We start from the raw sequence: 17,061 nt of genomic DNA, 5'->3' as shown, positions 1-17,061 counted from the left end.
ACTGGAGGGATTGTCTATGACTAATATTAATGCCGATCATGTGTTAGATGCGAAAGGTCTTGCATGCCCAATGCCAATCGTAAAAACACGTAAGGAAATTGAAAATGTAGAGCCTGGGAAAGTTTTATTAATCGAAGCGACAGACCAAGGTTCGAAAGCAGACTTAAAAGCTTGGGCAGAGCGTAGTGGTCATCAGTATTTAGGTACAGTTGAAGAAGGTGACGTATTAAAACACTATGTACGCAAAGCTTCTGAAGGTGAGTCTGGAGAAGAAACTTCTTATGATCAAAAAGTTAACAATGATGACTTAAAGCAAAAACTAGATTCAGGTAACGTTACAGTTTTAGATGTACGTGAATCTGCAGAGTATGCGTTTGGTCATATTCCAAATGCTATCTCAATTCCATTTGGTGAATTAGAAGACCGTGCTACCGAACTAAATCAAGACGAGGAAATTTATGTTGTATGTCGTACTGGAAACCGTAGTGATATGGCAGCTCAATTATTAAGAGAAAAAGGATTTAATAAAGTTTACAACGTTGTTCCTGGTATGAGTGAATGGGATGGAGACGTTGAAAGTAAGTAAAGCTTTAGTAAGATTGTTTATTATTAAGTGAGGACTTGGTCCACTTCCAAGTTCTTTTATTACCACAAAAATAATACCGCAGGGGGTATAAAAAGATGTCAGTTAAAACAATGAATGTTCAAGAAATTGCAAAACGTGTTGTAAACAAAGAAGATTTATTCGTATTGGATGTTCGTAACGAGGATGCTTATGAAGATTGGAAAATTGAAGGAGATAACTTTGATTATTTAAACGTTCCTTACTTTGATTTAATTGAAGGAATTGAACCAATTCAAGATAAGGTACCAAAAGATCGTGATGTAGCAGTTGTTTGTGCTAAAGGTGGATCATCAGAATTTGTTGCCGAACAATTAGTAGAAGCTGGTTTTGACAATGTGTACTCAGTAGAAGGCGGTATGAAAGCATGGAGTGAACACTTAGAGCCAGTTAAGATCGCTGACTTAAAAGACGGCGGTGAACTATTCCAGTTTGTACGTTTAGGTAAAGGTTGCCTATCTTACATGGTCATCTCAGACGGTGAAGCGGCAACGATTGATGCTGTACGTATGGCAGATGTATTCATTAACTTTGCAGAAGAAAAAAGTGCTAAAATCACACATGCATTTGATACGCACTTACACGCTGACCACATCTCAGGTGGACGTGAAATTGCAGAAAAAACGGGTGCAACTTATTGGTTACCACCAAAAGATGCAACTGAAGTACAGTTTGAATACAAGCCATTAGAAGATGGAGAAGATGTTAAAATCGGTTCTTCAAAAATTAGTGTTCAAGCACTATATTCACCAGGACACACAATTGGTTCTACGTCATTCATCGTAGACGATCAATATCTAATGTCTGGCGATATCTTATTCGTTGATTCAATTGGACGCCCTGACTTAGCAGGTCTAGCTGATGATTGGGTTGGTGACTTACGTGAAACGTTATATAAACGTTATAAAGAATTATCGGATGAATTAGTTGTGTTACCTGCACACTATATGACAAATAATGAATTAAACGAAGACGGTTCAGTTGGTGAAAAATTAGGTGAACTATACAAAGAAAACCACGGATTAAATGTAGATGATGAGCAAGAATTCCGTCGTATGGTTACAGAGAACTTACCACCACAACCAAATGCATACCAAGAAATCCGCGAAACAAACATGGGTAAAATTTCACCAGAAACAGAGAAGAAACGCGAAATGGAAATTGGCCCTAACCGTTGTGCGGTTAAGTAAAATTATAAAATTAGGTCATTCTAAAAAGAAGGAGCAAGAGTTGCTCCTTCTTTTAGATGATTATCAGCATGAGAGGTGAATAAGTATGCTAAAAGATTATTTTCCAGCGGTAGATTGGTTGAAAAATTACAATCGTATGGATTTTAAGGGAGATATGATTGCTGGTATTATCGTCGCAATAATGTTAATTCCACAAGGTATGGCTTATGCAATGTTAGCGGGGCTTCCGCCAGTAATTGGTCTTTATGCATCAACCATACCGTTAATCATATATGCTTTTTTAGGATCATCAAGACAGCTCGCTGTTGGTCCTGTTGCGATGGTATCCCTATTAGTTTATTCAGGTGTATCACAGCTAGCAGAACCCGGATCAGATCAATTCGTTTCCTACGCTCTCTTATTAGCGTTAATGGTAGGGGTGCTGCAGTTAGCTTTAGGACTTTTTAAGTTAGGCTTTTTAGTTAATTTCTTATCGCATGCCGTCATTAGTGGTTTTACATCTGCTGCGGCTATTATAATTGGTTTGTCACAACTAAAAAACTTGTTAGGAACGGATATTGAGAAAGGTAATGTATTTGAAATTTTATATAATGCCTTTTTGAGTATTCCTGATATCAATTACTATTCATTAACCATCGGGATAGCAAGTATTATTACGTTAGTTGTTTTCAAGAAATATGTACCAAAGATTCCAGGACCACTTGTTGTCGTGGTTGCCAGTAGTTTAGTGGTTTATCTATTTGAGTTACAAGATAAAGGTGTTGGTATTGTTGGTGAAGTTCCGTCAGGGATTCCAGAATTATCTGTTCCTGCGTTTGAGTGGAATACAATTACAGCTCTATTACCTGTGGCCTTAACCATTACATTCGTAGGTTTCATGGAGTCAGTAGCCGTTGCCAAGGCTATTGCAGCTAAAGAAGGTTACAAGATCAACGCTAACCAAGAATTAAACGGTTTAGGTGCAGCCAATATTGTCGGTTCATTCTTCTCTGCTTATCCTGTAACAGGTGGTTTCTCAAGGTCAGCTGTTAACTATCAAGCAGGAGCGCGTACTGGTTTTGCAGCCGTTATTACAGCGGTTTTAATCATTATAACGTTAATGTTCTTTACAGATTGGTTCTATTATTTACCTCAATCTGTATTAGCAGCGATTATTATGGTAGCTGTTTACGGCTTGATTGATTATAAAGAAGCTAAACACCTATTTAAAGTTAAGAAAATTGATGGTTGGACATTGTTAGTAACATTCATAGCTACGTTATCAACTTCAATTGAAACAGGTATTGTTGTTGGTATTGTCTTCTCATTATTAGTGTTTATTTGGAGAAGTGCATACCCGCACGTTGCTAAACTAGGTTATTTAAAAGATGAGGATATTTATAGAAACATTGAACGTTATCCTCACGCAGAAACGTTTGGAAATACAATCGTCTTTCGTGTTGACGCATCATTATATTTTGCGAATATCGCGTTTTTAGAGGATCAATTAGGGAAATTAATTGATAAGAACGATGAAACTAAACGTATTATATTAGATTTCTCAAGCGTAAATGATATGGACGCTGTTGCAGTGGACGAGTTAGACCGAATTATTCAAGAGTATGATGACTATGGTGTAAGAATACTCATTGCAAATATGAAAGGACCAGTTAGAGATTTAACGAGAAAAGCTGGTTGGGAAGAAAAGTATGGTAAAAGAGTACAATATCATTCGATTAAACAATGTTTAGAAGAGGGGGAATAGAGGCTTAGGTCTCTATTTTCTCTTTCTCTTTTTAAAAAGTTTTAGTTTTGAACAGAAGGTGAGAAGATGACTAAGACAACAATTGATTCAAAATATATCCAGCAACATCTAGCAAATGAGAGAACTTATTTGGCCTGGATTCGAACTGCATTGGCAATGATAGGTATTGGTTTTTTAATCGTCAATATTCATTTTTCTACTCAGACAACAACTGTGTTATCAGATCAAGTTGCTGAATTGATTGGAATCTTTTCTGTAATATTAGGTTTAATTATTATTGTGTTCGCAACAATGAGTTACCTCGTAAAGAAAAGACAGATTAATGAGCAAACCTTTCAACCTTCCAACCGTATTGTGTGGTTAGTTTCAATATTTACTGTATTTATCGTTTTACTATTTTTCTTTTACTTTTTAGTTTATTAATTTAAAAAGACAAAAAATCGTGATGTTTTTGCCTAAAGAAAATCCAGTATGCAATATTGCATACTGGATTTTCTTATTTATGCATTTGTTGTAAATTAGTTGATTCCATCTCATAAACCTCAGGGTCATATAAGTGACAAGCTACATGACGTCCATCTTCAACTTCTGTTAGAGTTGGTTTCTTTTGGGCACATATGTCTTGTGCTAATGGACAGCGTGTCCGAAATACACAGCCAGAAGGTGGGTCCATTGGGCTTGGTAAATCGCCTTCTAAAACAATTCGTGATCGGCTTTCTTCGATATCTGGGTCAGGAATTGGTACGGCTGATAGCAATGCATTTGTATATGGATGAAGCGGTTCATCGTATAATGTTTTGCTATCCGTTAATTCAACAATATGTCCCAAATACATAACGGCAATTCGGTCAGAAATATGTCTTACCATTGATAAATCATGGGCAATAAATAAATAAGTGAGTCCTTTTTCTTCTTGAAGACGTTCTAATAAATTTATAATTTGTGCTTGAACAGAGACGTCTAAGGCAGATATTGGTTCATCACAAATAATAAATTTCGGCTCTAATGCTAAGGCTCTAGCAATACCAATACGTTGACGTTGACCACCGCTAAATTCATGAGGATAGCGATTAGCATGGTCACGGTTTAATCCAACTTCTTCAAGTAATTCGTAAACTTTCTCTAAGCGTACATGCTTATCTTTATAAAGTCCATGAACTTCCATTGGTTCAGAAATAATTTCCTTAACAGTAGATCTAGGATTTAAAGACGCATAAGGATCTTGGAAGATCATTTGCATCTGTCTAAATAACTTGAAGCGTTCTTCTTCTGGAATGTCATGTACATTGACACCATCAAATAGGACGTCACCATCTGTCTTATTATATAATGTTAAGATGGTTCTACCTGCAGTTGATTTACCGCAACCAGATTCCCCAACGACTCCAAAAGTTTCGCCTTCTTTAACTGAAAAAGTTACATCGTCAACAGCTTTTAATGTTTGATTTCTTCCAACGTTAAAATATTTTTTTAAGTTTTCAACTTGTAATATATTTTTCGTCATGAGGACTCCTCCTGATAGTACCTTCTTGCTTCGCATAGTGTTTTTTCATATTTTGATCCTTCTAAAGTACGTATTTCTATACCTGGACTTGATATAGATGAGTGAATCATTTGGCCATCACCATAATAGATTCCAACATGATTAACTCTCCCTTTTCCATCTTGGTCCGCAAAAAATAGAAGATCGCCAATTTTTAAATCCTTATAAGGTACTTGTTTTCCTCTTACTGCCTGGTCTGAAGCATCACGTGGAATTTCGTAACCATTCATTTTGTGCATGTTGTAAGCGAATCCAGAACAGTCGTATCCGAAGGCACTCATGCCCCCCCAGAAGTATGGAAGCTCTAAAAATTGTTCAGCGCATTTAACGATGGATTCTCCACCACGTTTTGGCACATCTTTAATTGAATTGTAAATTGTCACGTCTTTCGCCTTAAACCAACCATCTTCTTCAGGTGTTCTTACTTTTATCCATTTATCTTGTTGTTCGATTACAGGTAAATAAGTAGCATAACTTAACTCTTTCAGTGGTAACTTATCTGAATCATATAAAATCGTTTGTTTTGAGGTTACTAACGCAATGGATGGTTTATACCATTCCTCTTGGCTAACTAACTTTAATTGAGGTAATGGTACCCAGCCTGGATAACCACGCTCGTCTTTTTTTGATGGTTGATGAACAGCGATAATTTTTGCCCACTGTCCATTAATCTGGTCAATAATTACCTCTTCACCAAATAATAATTGAGATTGTACGAGGTTTTGATAGCATAAGTCTGACCTTTGTTCTTTTGTTAATTGATCGTACCAGTTATATAAAAGGACTGGTTGAGATAGTCCATCTTGATCAATGTCTCTTGGTGAATCTGGTTTCGTCCAGATAGTTGCAACGGCAACATTACAAACCCAGATATTTGGTTGTTGACTCATATCACATAATCCTTTCGGTTAGAGAATGTAGTGTTTGTTTATTTCTGTAATACCTAACCCAGGTACATTTGGAAGTGTCATAACATTCTTTGAATACTTTACTCCACCAAAAACAGCTTCATCATTTAGCATTAATGGTGCATCAAAATCGTATCGAGTGATATTTGGTTGACTTGCTGCAAAGTGGGCGGCGGCTGTGATGCCAAGTTTTGTTTCAATCATACTCCCGACCATACAAGGGATTCCAAATGTTTCAGCCATATGGTTAATTTTTAAAGCTTTATAAATACCGCCTGATTTCATTAGTTTAATGTTAATTAAATCTGCACTTCGGGTTTCAAGTACTTTTCTTGCATCATCAGGTGAAAAGACACTTTCATCTGCCATAATAAGTGTATTAGTTTGGCTTGTGACTTCTTTTAAACCACTAATATCCTCAGCTTTAACAGGTTGCTCAACTAACTCAATATTTAAGTCTAGTTGTTCCATCTTCTGAATGGCATAGATAGCTTCTTTCACTGACCATCCTTGGTTAGCGTCTAGTCTAATTGTCGTATTCGGCCCTATTTGTTCGCGTATTGCCTGAATTCGTTGGATGTCATGTTCAATCTCATCTTTACCTACTTTAACTTTTAAGATTGAAAAGCCTTGGTCGATGTAGTCTTGTGCATCGTTAGCCATTTCAATAGGATCATTAACACTAACAGTATAATCCGTTTCAATTTCACTTCTGTATCCACCTAAAAGTTGATATAAAGGAAGGTTAGCGACCCTTGATAAACAGTCAAATAATGCCATATCGATAGCTGCTTTCGCACTTGTATTTCTAACAATAGAACGATGAATGCTTTCTAGTAATCGGTGTATATTCTTAATAGATTTCCCGATTACGATTGGTTTAAAGACTTCTTCGATACAGTATTTAATACTATTAAGGCTATCACCAGTGATTACTAAGGTTGGAGGGGCTTCTCCAAATCCTACTGTACCATCTTCTAAAGTGATTTTTACGTAAATAGTTTCTGCTTCTGTTACGGTTCTCAGCGCAGTTTTGAAAGGTTTTTTTAGTGGAATTTTCACTTGATAGGTTTCGAGTTGTTTAATATTCAAGATGATCCTCCTATGACACCAGGTTCAATTGTTAATGTTTTTGTCTTGGTTGATAGATATGCTTTTGTTCCTAAAGGTATGGCGAAGTGTGGTTGACAATGTCCAATTTTAAATCCACTCAAAACCGGTATGTTAAGAGGTTTAAAATAATCATCAAGCACTTCTTCTAATGTTAACGAAGGACGGTCTTTTTTCGGTTTTGCATTATTAAAATCCCCAACGATAATACCCGCTGCATCGTCTAATTTTTTTGCGTGTTTTAATTGGGATAAAAATGAATCGATTCGATAAGGCGGTTCATCGACATCTTCAATGAATAATAATTGATCCTTTGTATTAATTTCATATGGACCACCAAGAGAGTTAACGATTAACGATAAATTTCCACCTACTATATTACCTTCTGCTTCACCTTCAGATATGGTAGATAAGTTAGAATATGTTTTGTCGTAAACGATTGTTTTTGATTTAAATAATTGGTTAAATGATTGCTTCGAGAGATCATGAAAATCTTCTTTGCCAATATCAGAAGCTAACATAGGTCCATGAAAGGTGACGAGACCAGTTCGTTGCCTAATAGCTGTATGTAAGTATGTAATATCACTATAACCCCAGAAAATCTTAGGCTTTGCTTTAATGAGTTCATAGTCAATTGACGAGGCAATTCTCCCTGTACCATAACCACCACCTGCACAAATGATTCCATCGACTTCATCGTCTTGGAACATGTTGTGTAAATCCTCTAATCGTTGTTCATCCGTGCCTGCTAAGTAGCCGTGGACTTCTTCAACATATTTACCTAGTTTGACCTTTAAGCCAAGGTTTTCAAAATAGGGGATGGCCTTCTTTAAATTAGTAATGTTAGGAGGGCTTGCAGGTGCAATGACCCCAATTGTATCTCCTGGTTGTAAAGACTTAGGTAGAATCATAAATTAGACTCCTTTAAAGTTAGGATAAAGGGCATAACAATGTATGCCCTTATCCAATGATTACTTAGTTTTTATCTGCCCATTTTAGTTCTAGATAACCAACTGGGTGACGTACAAGGTTGCTGACGTCTGGATTTTGTAAGTGTACTTGGTTATAAAAATGAAGAGGGAAAATCGGCATCTCTTCAAATAGAAGTTGCTCTGCTTCATATAAGTATTCGAAACGTTGCTCTTCATCTGTTTCACTTTTAGCGTTAGCGATTAGTTGGTCGTACTCATCGTTCTCCCAACCAGTACGGTTCATAGATGAATCTGATACAAAGCTCTCTAAGAAGTTAACTGGATCAGCGTAGTCTGCTAAGAATGAGCTACGAGAGAATTGGTGTTTTAAATCTTTTTGGTCTTGTAAGAACACATTCCACTCAGTGTTTTCTAATTGTACTTCTATACCTAAAACTTCGTTATAGGTTTCTTGTAAATATTCAGCGATTGATTTGTTTGTGTCACTAGTGTTATAAGATAATGTAACTTCAGGTAATTCATCGTAACCTTCTTCTTCCATACCTTCTTCAAGAAGTTGTTTTGCTTCTTCTGTGTTTGTTTGAATTAAGTCACCGTTTGCTTCACGGAAGTCTTCACCGTTAGGGTCTGTGAAACCGTAAGATACAAATCCATAAGCAGGTTTCTCTAAGTTCTTCGTAATATAATCAACAATTTCTTGTTGGTTAACAGCTAAAGCAAATGCTTTTCTAATCTTCTTATTATGGAATGGCTCTTCTGTTACGTTGAAACGATAAAAATGTGCACCAGCTTGTTCCTCATAAGTAACTTCATCACTTTCTAATAGCTCTTCAGCTAAGTCAGAAGGAATACCTGATGAATCTAGCTCGCCACTTTCATACATTTGATACTCTGTATTTGTGTCATTAACCATTGCCCAGTGAACTTCATCTAATTTAACAGTATCCGCATCCCAATATTCTGGGTTTTTTTCAAAAACAAATTCTTGGTCATGAGTCCATGATTTTAACTTAAATGGACCATTAGCCACGAATGTGTCAGCTTCAGCGTGCCAATCTGGATTTTCCTCTGCCACTTGATGGTTAACAGGGAAGAAAGCAGGGTTAGCTACTAGATCTAAGAAGAAACCAGTAGGTGATTCTAATGTTACTTTAAACGTTTTCTCATCGACTGCTTCAACTCCTACATCTTCAGCAGATGCTTCACCAGAGTTGTATGCTTCACCATTTTCAATAAAATAACCTAAAAAGGCAGCTGAAGAAGCTGTTTCAGGGTCTAATAAATGTCTCCATGCATATACAAAGTCATCTGCTGTAACCGGATCACCATTCGACCAATTCGCATCTTCTCTTAAGTAAAATGTATACTCTAAACCATCATCCGATATGTCCCAATCTTCTGCTATTGCTGCCTGGGGTTGGTGAGATTGATCTAATCTTGTTAATCCTTCTAGTAAGTTATTTAAAGAATTCCAAGATACGGCGTTAAACCCAACTGGTGGGTCAAAAGAAGTTGGTTCAGAAGCGTTGTTTAAATATAGAACCTTCTTCTCGTCTGAATCTCCCTCGTTTGCACTTTCGTTTTCTTCTGAGTTATTCTCCTCATTATTGTTCTCTTCATCTTCACCGTCACCTGTTGTTGAACAAGCAACAAGTACCGTCGCTAGTAGAATAGCTAATATAGCTAATAGCCATTTTCTATTCATTTGTACTCCTCCTTTGATTTTATGTTTACTTTAATATTTTGGACTCTCTCATCATAAAGCCAGCATTCGACGTAATGTGAGTTGCTTTCTTCATGACGGAAAGGGTATACCTTCTCGCATGCGACCATGGCATGTGGACATCTTGCAGTAAATGGACACCCTACTGGTGGTGAAAATAAATCAGGTGGTGTTCCATCAATAGGAATTAATTTTTCGTCTTTTTGATCTAATCTAGGAATTGAATGTAACAACCCTTTCGTATAAGGGTGTTTAGGGTTATAGAAAATTTCTTTCTTGAGTCCCGTTTCAATGATTTTCCCTGCATACATAACTGCAATACGGTCGGCAACTTTTGCAACGACACCAAAATCATGTGTAATTAAAATAATCGCGACATTCGTATTTTTTTGTATTTTTTCAAAAAGCTCTAGAATTTGAGCCTGAATGGTTACATCTAGTGCAGTTGTTGGTTCATCAGCAATAAGTAAATCAGGTTCACATATGAGAGCAATCGCAATGACAATACGTTGCCTCATTCCACCACTAAATTGGTGGGGGTACTGTTTGAGTCTCTCTTGAGGATTCGGAATCCCTACTAGGTTTAACATGTCAATGGCTTTTTCTTTTGCTTCGCTTCTAGAAATTTTCTCATGTTGCATAACACCTTCAGTTAACTGATCTCCAATGGTTAATGTAGGGTTTAATGCTGTCATTGGGTCTTGAAAGATCATGGATATGTCAACACCACGTAGGTTTTTCATTTGTCGTTCCGTATAATAAGTAATATCTTGATCCTTAAATATAATTTTACCGTTATGAATTTTACCTGCGGGTTTAGGAATTAACTGCATAATACTGTTAGCTGTAACACTTTTCCCACAACCCGACTCGCCTACAATGGCAAGTGTTTCACCTTGGTATAAGTCAAAAGAAACACCCCGTACAGCTTTTACTTCGCCACCGTATGTAGAAAACGAAACATGAAGGTCATCTACTTCAAGTATTTTATTCATCGGTGTCACCTCCTCAATTTTGGATCAAGAGCATCTTGGAGACCATCGCCTAATACGTTAAAAGCAAACATAGTTGCTGATATGAAAAACGCTGGGAAGAATAAACGCCACCAATGTCCAGATATGATTGTTGTGAGTGAGTCATTTGCCATCACGCCCCAACTGGCATAAGGACTGGAGATTCCTAGTCCTAGGAAACTTAAAAATGCTTCTGCGAAAATCGCAGTTGGAACGGTTAACGTCATTTGAACGATAATTGGCCCCATGGTATTAGGTAGTAAATTCTTTCGAATAATTCTGCTTGTTTTTGCCCCGAAGGATTTTGAAGCATGAACGAACTCCAATGTTTTAAGCTGTAATACTTGTCCACGTACAATCCTTGCCATTCCTACCCAACCTGTAATGGATAGAGCCAAAATAATCGTAAATAAACTTGGGCCCATCACAACTAGTAATAGAATAACAACTAATAAATAAGGAAGACCGTATAAGATTTCTACAATACGCATCATGATGTTATCGGTACGTCCGCCCTTATAGCCTGAGACACCGCCATAAATAACTCCAATGAAGAAGTCAATAATTGCAGCAACTAGACCTACAAACAGTGAAATTCTAGCTCCATACCATGTCCTAGTAAAGACATCTCTACCTAAATCATCTGTTCCAAACCAATGAGTAAGAGACGGGGCTTGGTTTTGATTGGCAAGATTTTGACCATTAACCGTAAATGGCGTCATATAAGGACCAAAGATTGCCATGAATCCTAAAATAAACAAGAAAATTAACCCACCCATAGCCATTTTATTCTTTTTTAGTCGTTGCCAAGCATCTTGCCAATAGGATAAAGATGGACGAACGACTTCTTCTTGATACTGGTTAGTTCGGTCAATCGGCTGAAACCATTCTGCGGGGATTTCACTCGGATTTAGTGGTTGATTTTCTTTCTGTTTAACGTGTTGATCCATTCTAATCCCCTTTCTCATCGTGTATTTTAATTCTTGGATCTAAAATACCGTACGTAATATCAACTAAAAATAGCATGAAGATTAAGAACGCACTATAAAATACAGTTGTACCCATTATGACAGGGTAATCACGTTCGTTAATACTTTGTACGAAATATTGCCCCATTCCAGGGATCGCAAAGATTTTCTCAATTACAAAAGTACCTGTAAGAACTCCGGCTAATAAAGTACCCATTATGGTGACAACTGGCATTAAAGCATTTCTTAATGCATGTTTAATAATGACTTTGTAAGGAGCTAATCCTTTTGCTCTTGCCATTTTTATATAATCTTGAGTAAGCACCTCAAGCATGCTCGAGCGTGTTAAACGAGCAATAATAGCCATCGGACCAGTTGCTAGCGCAATGGTTGGAAGGACCATATGAGCTGGAGATTTCCATGTTGCGACTGGGAAAATACCAGTATTAACAGCTAGTTGTTGTATTAATAGAGTTGCAAGTACAAAGTTTGGAATTGAAATCCCTAATACAGCTATGGTCATGGCCATGTAATCTATTATTTTGTTATGTTTTAACGCTGCAAGTACACCTAAAGCTATACCGGATATTAAGGCAACAATAATTGATATAATCCCGAGTTCAAAAGAAATAGGAAAACCTCGACCCAATAGTTCATTAACGGTATCATTCGGCTTCTTAATTGAAGGACCAAAGTTAAATGTCGCAATGGATTTCAAATAATGAACGTATTGAATAACTGGCGGTTGATCCAAGTTAAAATGAGCTTCTAAGTTCCGTTGTACAGCTTCGTTCGAGGTTTTATCAGAAACATCATTGAACGGGGAACCAGGTATGGACATCATTAGAATGAAAGTCAGTGTTGCTATAATCCAGATGGTTAGAAGTGCCATTAAAAAACGTTTAATTATGTATCGAAACAAAATGCTGTCCCCCTTCTATTAATTAAAAGTCGAATTCATCGCAAGTTCTGTCATGACTAACATTGCTCGATAAGCTTCTAGGATATCTTTAGCTTCAAACTTAACTATACAACTATTAGGTTCAACCTCTGTTCGGGGCATTAGCGCTGCCCATTCAGCTTGACCGTAGTTATTAAACTCAATTCTGAATGTTGGTTGTTTAGGAGGGACTAAAGGTTCTATTTCATTTACTTGATTCATAGCTTCGATTGTTTTCTCTTTTAATAGTTCACCAGACTTCTGTGGTGTTAAGGTTTTAACAGCTTGTCTTGTGATTGATTGCTTAACAGGTGCTGTTACAATGTTTGGAATTAACTGTTCAGCTTCTTTAGCGGCACAATCATCTCCACCAACAAGAATGACAGGCACTCCATGGTACCCTGCTACATATGCGTTTAATCCAAGTTCTCCGACGGCTGTGTCATTTACATAGAAATTACGGACACCAAACGTCATCGAGTGCGACATAACACCAGGTTGGCCTGCCCGGGCGTGATAACCCAAGAAGATTGCCCCATCATAAGATTCATCTAAACCTTCCACCATCGAATAACGCTTGACGCCTCCTGTGATCAGTTCCGCTTCTTGATATAATTCATCAACTAACAGGTTGTTCATTTTTGAATGACTATCGTTTACTAAAAAGTAATCACAACCATTCTTAAAAGCGGTTTCAATTACATGATTAGCTTCTAAGGTCATAATATGACGAGCTCTATCATAATTATGGAATTGAGAATTAACAAATGTATAATCGGGGAAACCAGTTATACCTTCCATATCTACAGACATGTATAGTTTCATATGTATTTGCTCCCTCCTTGATGTAAAAATATTTATTATAATGTATATAAATTTATCAAATTTTTAGAAAAAAATCAATTTTCTTCAGATTTTGTTAATGGTAAGTTTTTCACTTTAAAAAAAGCGCTTTCTCATATACAATAGTTAGTAACAGAATTTTCACATAATAAGAAAATTTTGATTTGATTATACTATTGCTCTATAAATAGCAAGGTTATAAAAAATAATAGTTGAGGTGATAGAATGGCAGAAGTAAAAGAGTTACAAGCATCAACTGGGAAACACAACTTAGAAAACTATGAACAAACTTACAAGAACTTTGACTGGGAAGAAGCTAAAAAAGCTTTTTCTTGGAATGAAACAGGAAAAGTTAACATTGCCTATGAAGCTATCGATCGACATGCGGAAGATCCTAAAAAGAAAGATCAAATTGCCCTACATTATGTGGCGCCCGATCGTGAAGAGAAATTAACATTTGAAGATTTAAGTAAAACTAGTAATAGATTTGCAAATGTGCTTAAAAAGCAAGGCATTGAAAAAGGGGACAGAGTTTTCTTATTCATGCCTAGGTCCCCTGAGTTTTATGCTAGTTTCTTAGGGATTTTAAAAGTGGGTGCTATAGCAGGACCTTTATTTGAGGCATTTATGGAGCAAGCGGTTCAGGATCGTTTAGAAGATAGTGAAGCAACCATGCTTATTACTACGCCTGACTTGTTATACCGTGTTCCACAAGATCAACTTCCAGACTTAAAGAAAATCGTTTTAGTCGGTAATTCAAAGGATATTGATGATAGTTATATTGATTACCATGTGGAAATGAAAGAAGCGAGTGATGAGTTTGATATTGAATGGGTGGACCTAGAAGATGGAATGGTCATTCACTATACTTCAGGTTCAACTGGTAAGCCAAAAGGAGTTTACCACGTACACAATGCGATGATTCAACATTACCAAACAGGTAAGTGGGTATTAGATTTACAAGAAGATGATGTTTATTGGTGTACAGCTGACCCAGGTTGGGTAACAGGAACGAGTTATGGTGTATTTGCACCGTGGTTAAACGGTGTTACAAACGTTGTTGTAGGTGGACGATTCACACCTGATGCTTGGTATAAAGCGTTAGATCAATATAAAGTAACGGTTTGGTATTCAGCTCCAACAGCATTCCGTAAATTAATGAGTGCTGGTGCAGACGTTGCGAAGAAATACGATTTATCATCAGTTCGTCATATCTTAAGTGTTGGAGAGCCTTTAAACCCTGAAGTTATTCATTGGGGATTAAAAGCATTTGACCGTCGTATTCATGATACATGGTGGATGACAGAAACTGGAGCTCAGTTAATTTGTAACTATCCAACTATGGATATTCGCCCGGGTTCTATGGGTAAACCAATCCCAGGTGTTGTTGCATCAATCGTGGATGATGAAGGTAACGAACTTCCACCTAATCGTATGGGTAACCTAGCTATTAAAGAAGGTTGGCCTTCTATGATGCGTGCCATTTGGAAGCGCCCAGAAAAGTATGAAAGCTACTTCTTAAATGGTTGGTACGTATCAGGTGACAGTGCTTACCGAGATGAAGACGGTTATTTCTGGTTCCAAGGTCGTCTGGATGATGTTATTAACACATCAGGTGAACGTGTTGGACCATTCGAAGTTGAGAGTAAATTAATTGAACATGATGCTGTTTCTGAAGCAGGTGTTATTGGTAAACCTGACCCAGAACGTGGTGAGATCATTAAAGCTTTCATAGCTCTAAATGAAGGCTATGAAAAATCAAATGAATTACTAGAGGAAATTCGTCAGTTTGTTAAAACAGGTCTAGCAGCACATGCTGCACCTCGTGAAATAGAGGTTACAGATTCCATTCCAAAAACGCGTAGTGGTAAGATTATGCGTCGTCTGTTAAAAGCACGCGAGCTAGGCTTACCAGAAGGTGATACGTCAACATTAGAAGAGTAATAGTAGCTGAACTTTGATTCAGCCCAAGAAGAAGCCGAATGTTAGGTGTGAGAGCATACCTAGTCATTCGGCTTCTATTTTTAATTTTATCAAACTGTTTGGTACGTCCTCATCGTATAAAAAGTTAGATAAATTCGTTCAAAGGGTAGATAAAAGAGTTATTCTTACTCCGTCGACAAATTTCATGGTAGATAAATTTTAAAAAAGGGTAGATAAATCAAGATTAAGGGTGGATAAAAGACGTTATTAGTTAAATCGTTTATAATTCAAATAGCGAACAACAAGATAGAAAGCAGTGGTTTTGTTATGTTTTCGATTATTCAATGGTTTATATTTTTGCTTGCGAATGCAGTTGCGATTCCTGTTGTAATAGGATCGATTTTTCAAATGGACCCAATGGAGATTATGTTATTAATGCAACGAACGTTTTTTGTCATCGGTCTAGCTTGTTTTTTACAAGGATGGTTAGGTCATAAGCTTCCGATTGTTGATGGACCTGCAGGCTTATGGGTAAGTACATTTGCTGTATTCGCAGCAAGTGTTGGTTCAACAGGTGCAGAGGGTCTTGAAGCACTGCAACTTCTAGAAATGGCCATGATATTAACAGGTGTTTTGTTAATCGTATTTGGGGTATTTAAGATATCAGGGAAAGTAATATCTTTTTTTACTCCATTAGTCACAGGAGTATTCTTAACTTTACTGACCTTTCAATTAAGTGGCACATTTCTTCAAGGTATGTTTGGGTTAAGCGATGACGTACAAGTAGCTCAAATGGACGGTTTTTTAATGGCTATGATTACTTTCATAGCTGTATTAGTTTTCTCAAACTTTTTTAAAGGTTGGATTAAAAGTTACGCTGTTTTATTAGGAATTGGATTAGGTTGGATTTTATTTGTTCTATTTATTGATCAATCTAAAAGCCAAATAACGAGTCAAATTTGGGTTTCAATTCCTGATTGGTTTGCATGGGGGATGCCGCAATTTGACTGGAGTATTGTCCCTGTAGCAGTTTTAACAGCCTTGATTCTCCTATCTAATATTGTTGCTTCATTATCGGCAGCAACTGAAGTCATTGAAGGTAAGCCAAATTTTACGATTAATCAAATGAACCGAGGAAGTTTTATGCTTGGGGTGAATCACGGAATATCTGGGATCTTTTCAAGCGTGGCAGTTGTTCCTTTAGCATCTTCTGCTGGCTTTATACAGTTAACGGGTGAAACACGAAAAAGCCCTTTTATTTGGGCGTCTCTTTTACTTATACTAGTAGCATTCTTTCCACCAATTATATCTTTCTTAGCAGGGATTCCTTCACCTATTGCTAATGCTGCTTTACTAGCAACATTTGTTCAGTTGATGGGGTTAGGGTTAAGAAATTTATTTGCTGATGGATTAGACCAGAGACGTTTGACAATCATAACTATATCGTTGCTTCTAGGTTCGGGATTAATGTTTATACCTTCAGAAGCTTTTGGGCAATTGCCAGGAACTGTTAGGCAAGTCATCAGTAACGGTATGTTAGTAGGTACAGTTCTAGCTGTCTTTTTAGAACAGTTATGGAAAACAGAAGATAGAAATTAATAA

At 37.0% G+C, this 17,061-nt stretch carries 15 protein-coding genes; 6 read left to right on the top strand and 9 right to left on the bottom strand.

Annotated features, from left to right (window positions below; all coding sequences use genetic code 11):
• The first annotated feature begins 16 nt into the window (after nt 1–16).
• From ACTWQB_RS11155 to ACTWQB_RS11140, 4 genes are all read left to right on the top strand, one after another.
• Complete coding sequence (locus ACTWQB_RS11155; RefSeq protein ID WP_443139265.1) at nt 17–586, top strand: sulfurtransferase TusA family protein; 570 nt, start codon at nt 17–19, stop codon at nt 584–586.
• A gap of 95 nt (nt 587–681) precedes the next feature.
• On the top strand, nt 682–1,812 hold the full coding sequence (locus ACTWQB_RS11150) for an MBL fold metallo-hydrolase (RefSeq protein ID WP_443139264.1): 1,131 nt from the start codon (nt 682–684) through the stop codon (nt 1,810–1,812).
• Nucleotides 1,813–1,897: 85 nt separating this feature from the next.
• On the top strand, nt 1,898–3,556 hold the full coding sequence (locus ACTWQB_RS11145; RefSeq protein WP_443139263.1) for a SulP family inorganic anion transporter: 1,659 nt from the start codon (nt 1,898–1,900) through the stop codon (nt 3,554–3,556).
• A 66-nt stretch (nt 3,557–3,622) separates the two neighbouring features.
• Nucleotides 3,623–3,979 (top strand): YidH family protein, encoded by a 357-nt coding sequence (locus tag ACTWQB_RS11140; protein WP_443139262.1) that lies wholly within the window; start codon nt 3,623–3,625, stop codon nt 3,977–3,979.
• A gap of 73 nt (nt 3,980–4,052) precedes the next feature.
• Here the strand turns inward: ACTWQB_RS11140 and ACTWQB_RS11135 are convergent, their stop codons facing one another.
• The 9 genes from ACTWQB_RS11135 to ACTWQB_RS11095 form a co-directional block, all read right to left on the bottom strand.
• The gene (locus ACTWQB_RS11135) at nt 4,053–5,060 is read right to left on the bottom strand and encodes an ABC transporter ATP-binding protein (RefSeq protein WP_443139261.1); all 1,008 of its coding nucleotides are present in this window, start codon (nt 5,058–5,060) and stop codon (nt 4,053–4,055) included.
• On the bottom strand, nt 5,057–5,989 hold the full coding sequence (locus ACTWQB_RS11130; RefSeq protein WP_443139260.1) for a C40 family peptidase: 933 nt from the start codon (nt 5,987–5,989) through the stop codon (nt 5,057–5,059). Before ACTWQB_RS11130 ends, ACTWQB_RS11135 begins: the two co-directional genes overlap by 4 nt.
• 18 nt (nt 5,990–6,007) lie before the next feature.
• Entirely contained in the window at nt 6,008–7,099 is a 1,092-nt protein-coding gene (locus ACTWQB_RS11125; RefSeq protein WP_443139259.1) for a mandelate racemase/muconate lactonizing enzyme family protein, read from the bottom strand.
• Nucleotides 7,096–8,028 carry a S66 peptidase family protein gene (locus tag ACTWQB_RS11120; protein WP_443139258.1) on the bottom strand — a complete coding sequence of 311 codons (933 nt, stop codon included), beginning with the start codon at nt 8,026–8,028 and terminating at the stop codon, nt 7,096–7,098. The genes ACTWQB_RS11125 and ACTWQB_RS11120 overlap by 4 nt, the downstream gene beginning before the upstream one ends.
• A 64-nt stretch (nt 8,029–8,092) precedes the next feature.
• Entirely contained in the window at nt 8,093–9,754 is a 1,662-nt protein-coding gene (locus ACTWQB_RS11115) for a peptide ABC transporter substrate-binding protein (RefSeq protein ID WP_443139257.1), read from the bottom strand.
• Entirely contained in the window at nt 9,751–10,767 is a 1,017-nt protein-coding gene (locus ACTWQB_RS11110) for an ABC transporter ATP-binding protein (protein WP_443139256.1), read from the bottom strand. The genes ACTWQB_RS11115 and ACTWQB_RS11110 overlap by 4 nt, the downstream gene beginning before the upstream one ends.
• A gap of 5 nt (nt 10,768–10,772) precedes the next feature.
• A complete protein-coding gene (locus tag ACTWQB_RS11105) occupies nt 10,773–11,735 on the bottom strand; it encodes an ABC transporter permease (protein WP_443139255.1) in 963 nt (320 codons plus the stop codon).
• A 1-nt stretch (nt 11,736) separates the two neighbouring features.
• Nucleotides 11,737–12,675: an ABC transporter permease gene (locus tag ACTWQB_RS11100; RefSeq protein ID WP_443139254.1), complete on the bottom strand. Its 939-nt coding sequence runs from the start codon at nt 12,673–12,675 to the stop codon at nt 11,737–11,739.
• 18 nt (nt 12,676–12,693) lie between these two features.
• Nucleotides 12,694–13,518 carry a M55 family metallopeptidase gene (locus ACTWQB_RS11095; RefSeq protein WP_443139253.1) on the bottom strand — a complete coding sequence of 275 codons (825 nt, stop codon included), beginning with the start codon at nt 13,516–13,518 and terminating at the stop codon, nt 12,694–12,696.
• Between the two features lie 243 nt (nt 13,519–13,761).
• Between ACTWQB_RS11095 and acsA the strand changes: the two genes are divergently transcribed.
• Together acsA and ACTWQB_RS11085 are read left to right on the top strand one after the other, a co-directional pair.
• Complete coding sequence (acsA, locus tag ACTWQB_RS11090; protein ID WP_443139252.1) at nt 13,762–15,480, top strand: acetate--CoA ligase; 1,719 nt, start codon at nt 13,762–13,764, stop codon at nt 15,478–15,480.
• Between the two features lie 306 nt (nt 15,481–15,786).
• The gene (locus tag ACTWQB_RS11085; protein WP_443139251.1) at nt 15,787–17,058 is read left to right on the top strand and encodes a purine/pyrimidine permease; all 1,272 of its coding nucleotides are present in this window, start codon (nt 15,787–15,789) and stop codon (nt 17,056–17,058) included.
• Nucleotides 17,059–17,061 lie beyond the last annotated feature (3 nt).

Source organism: Piscibacillus sp. B03 (assembly GCF_052246295.1).
Classification (GTDB): Bacteria; Bacillota; Bacilli; order Bacillales; family Alkalibacillaceae; genus Piscibacillus.
This window is presented reverse-complemented; position numbering and strand designations above follow the sequence as displayed.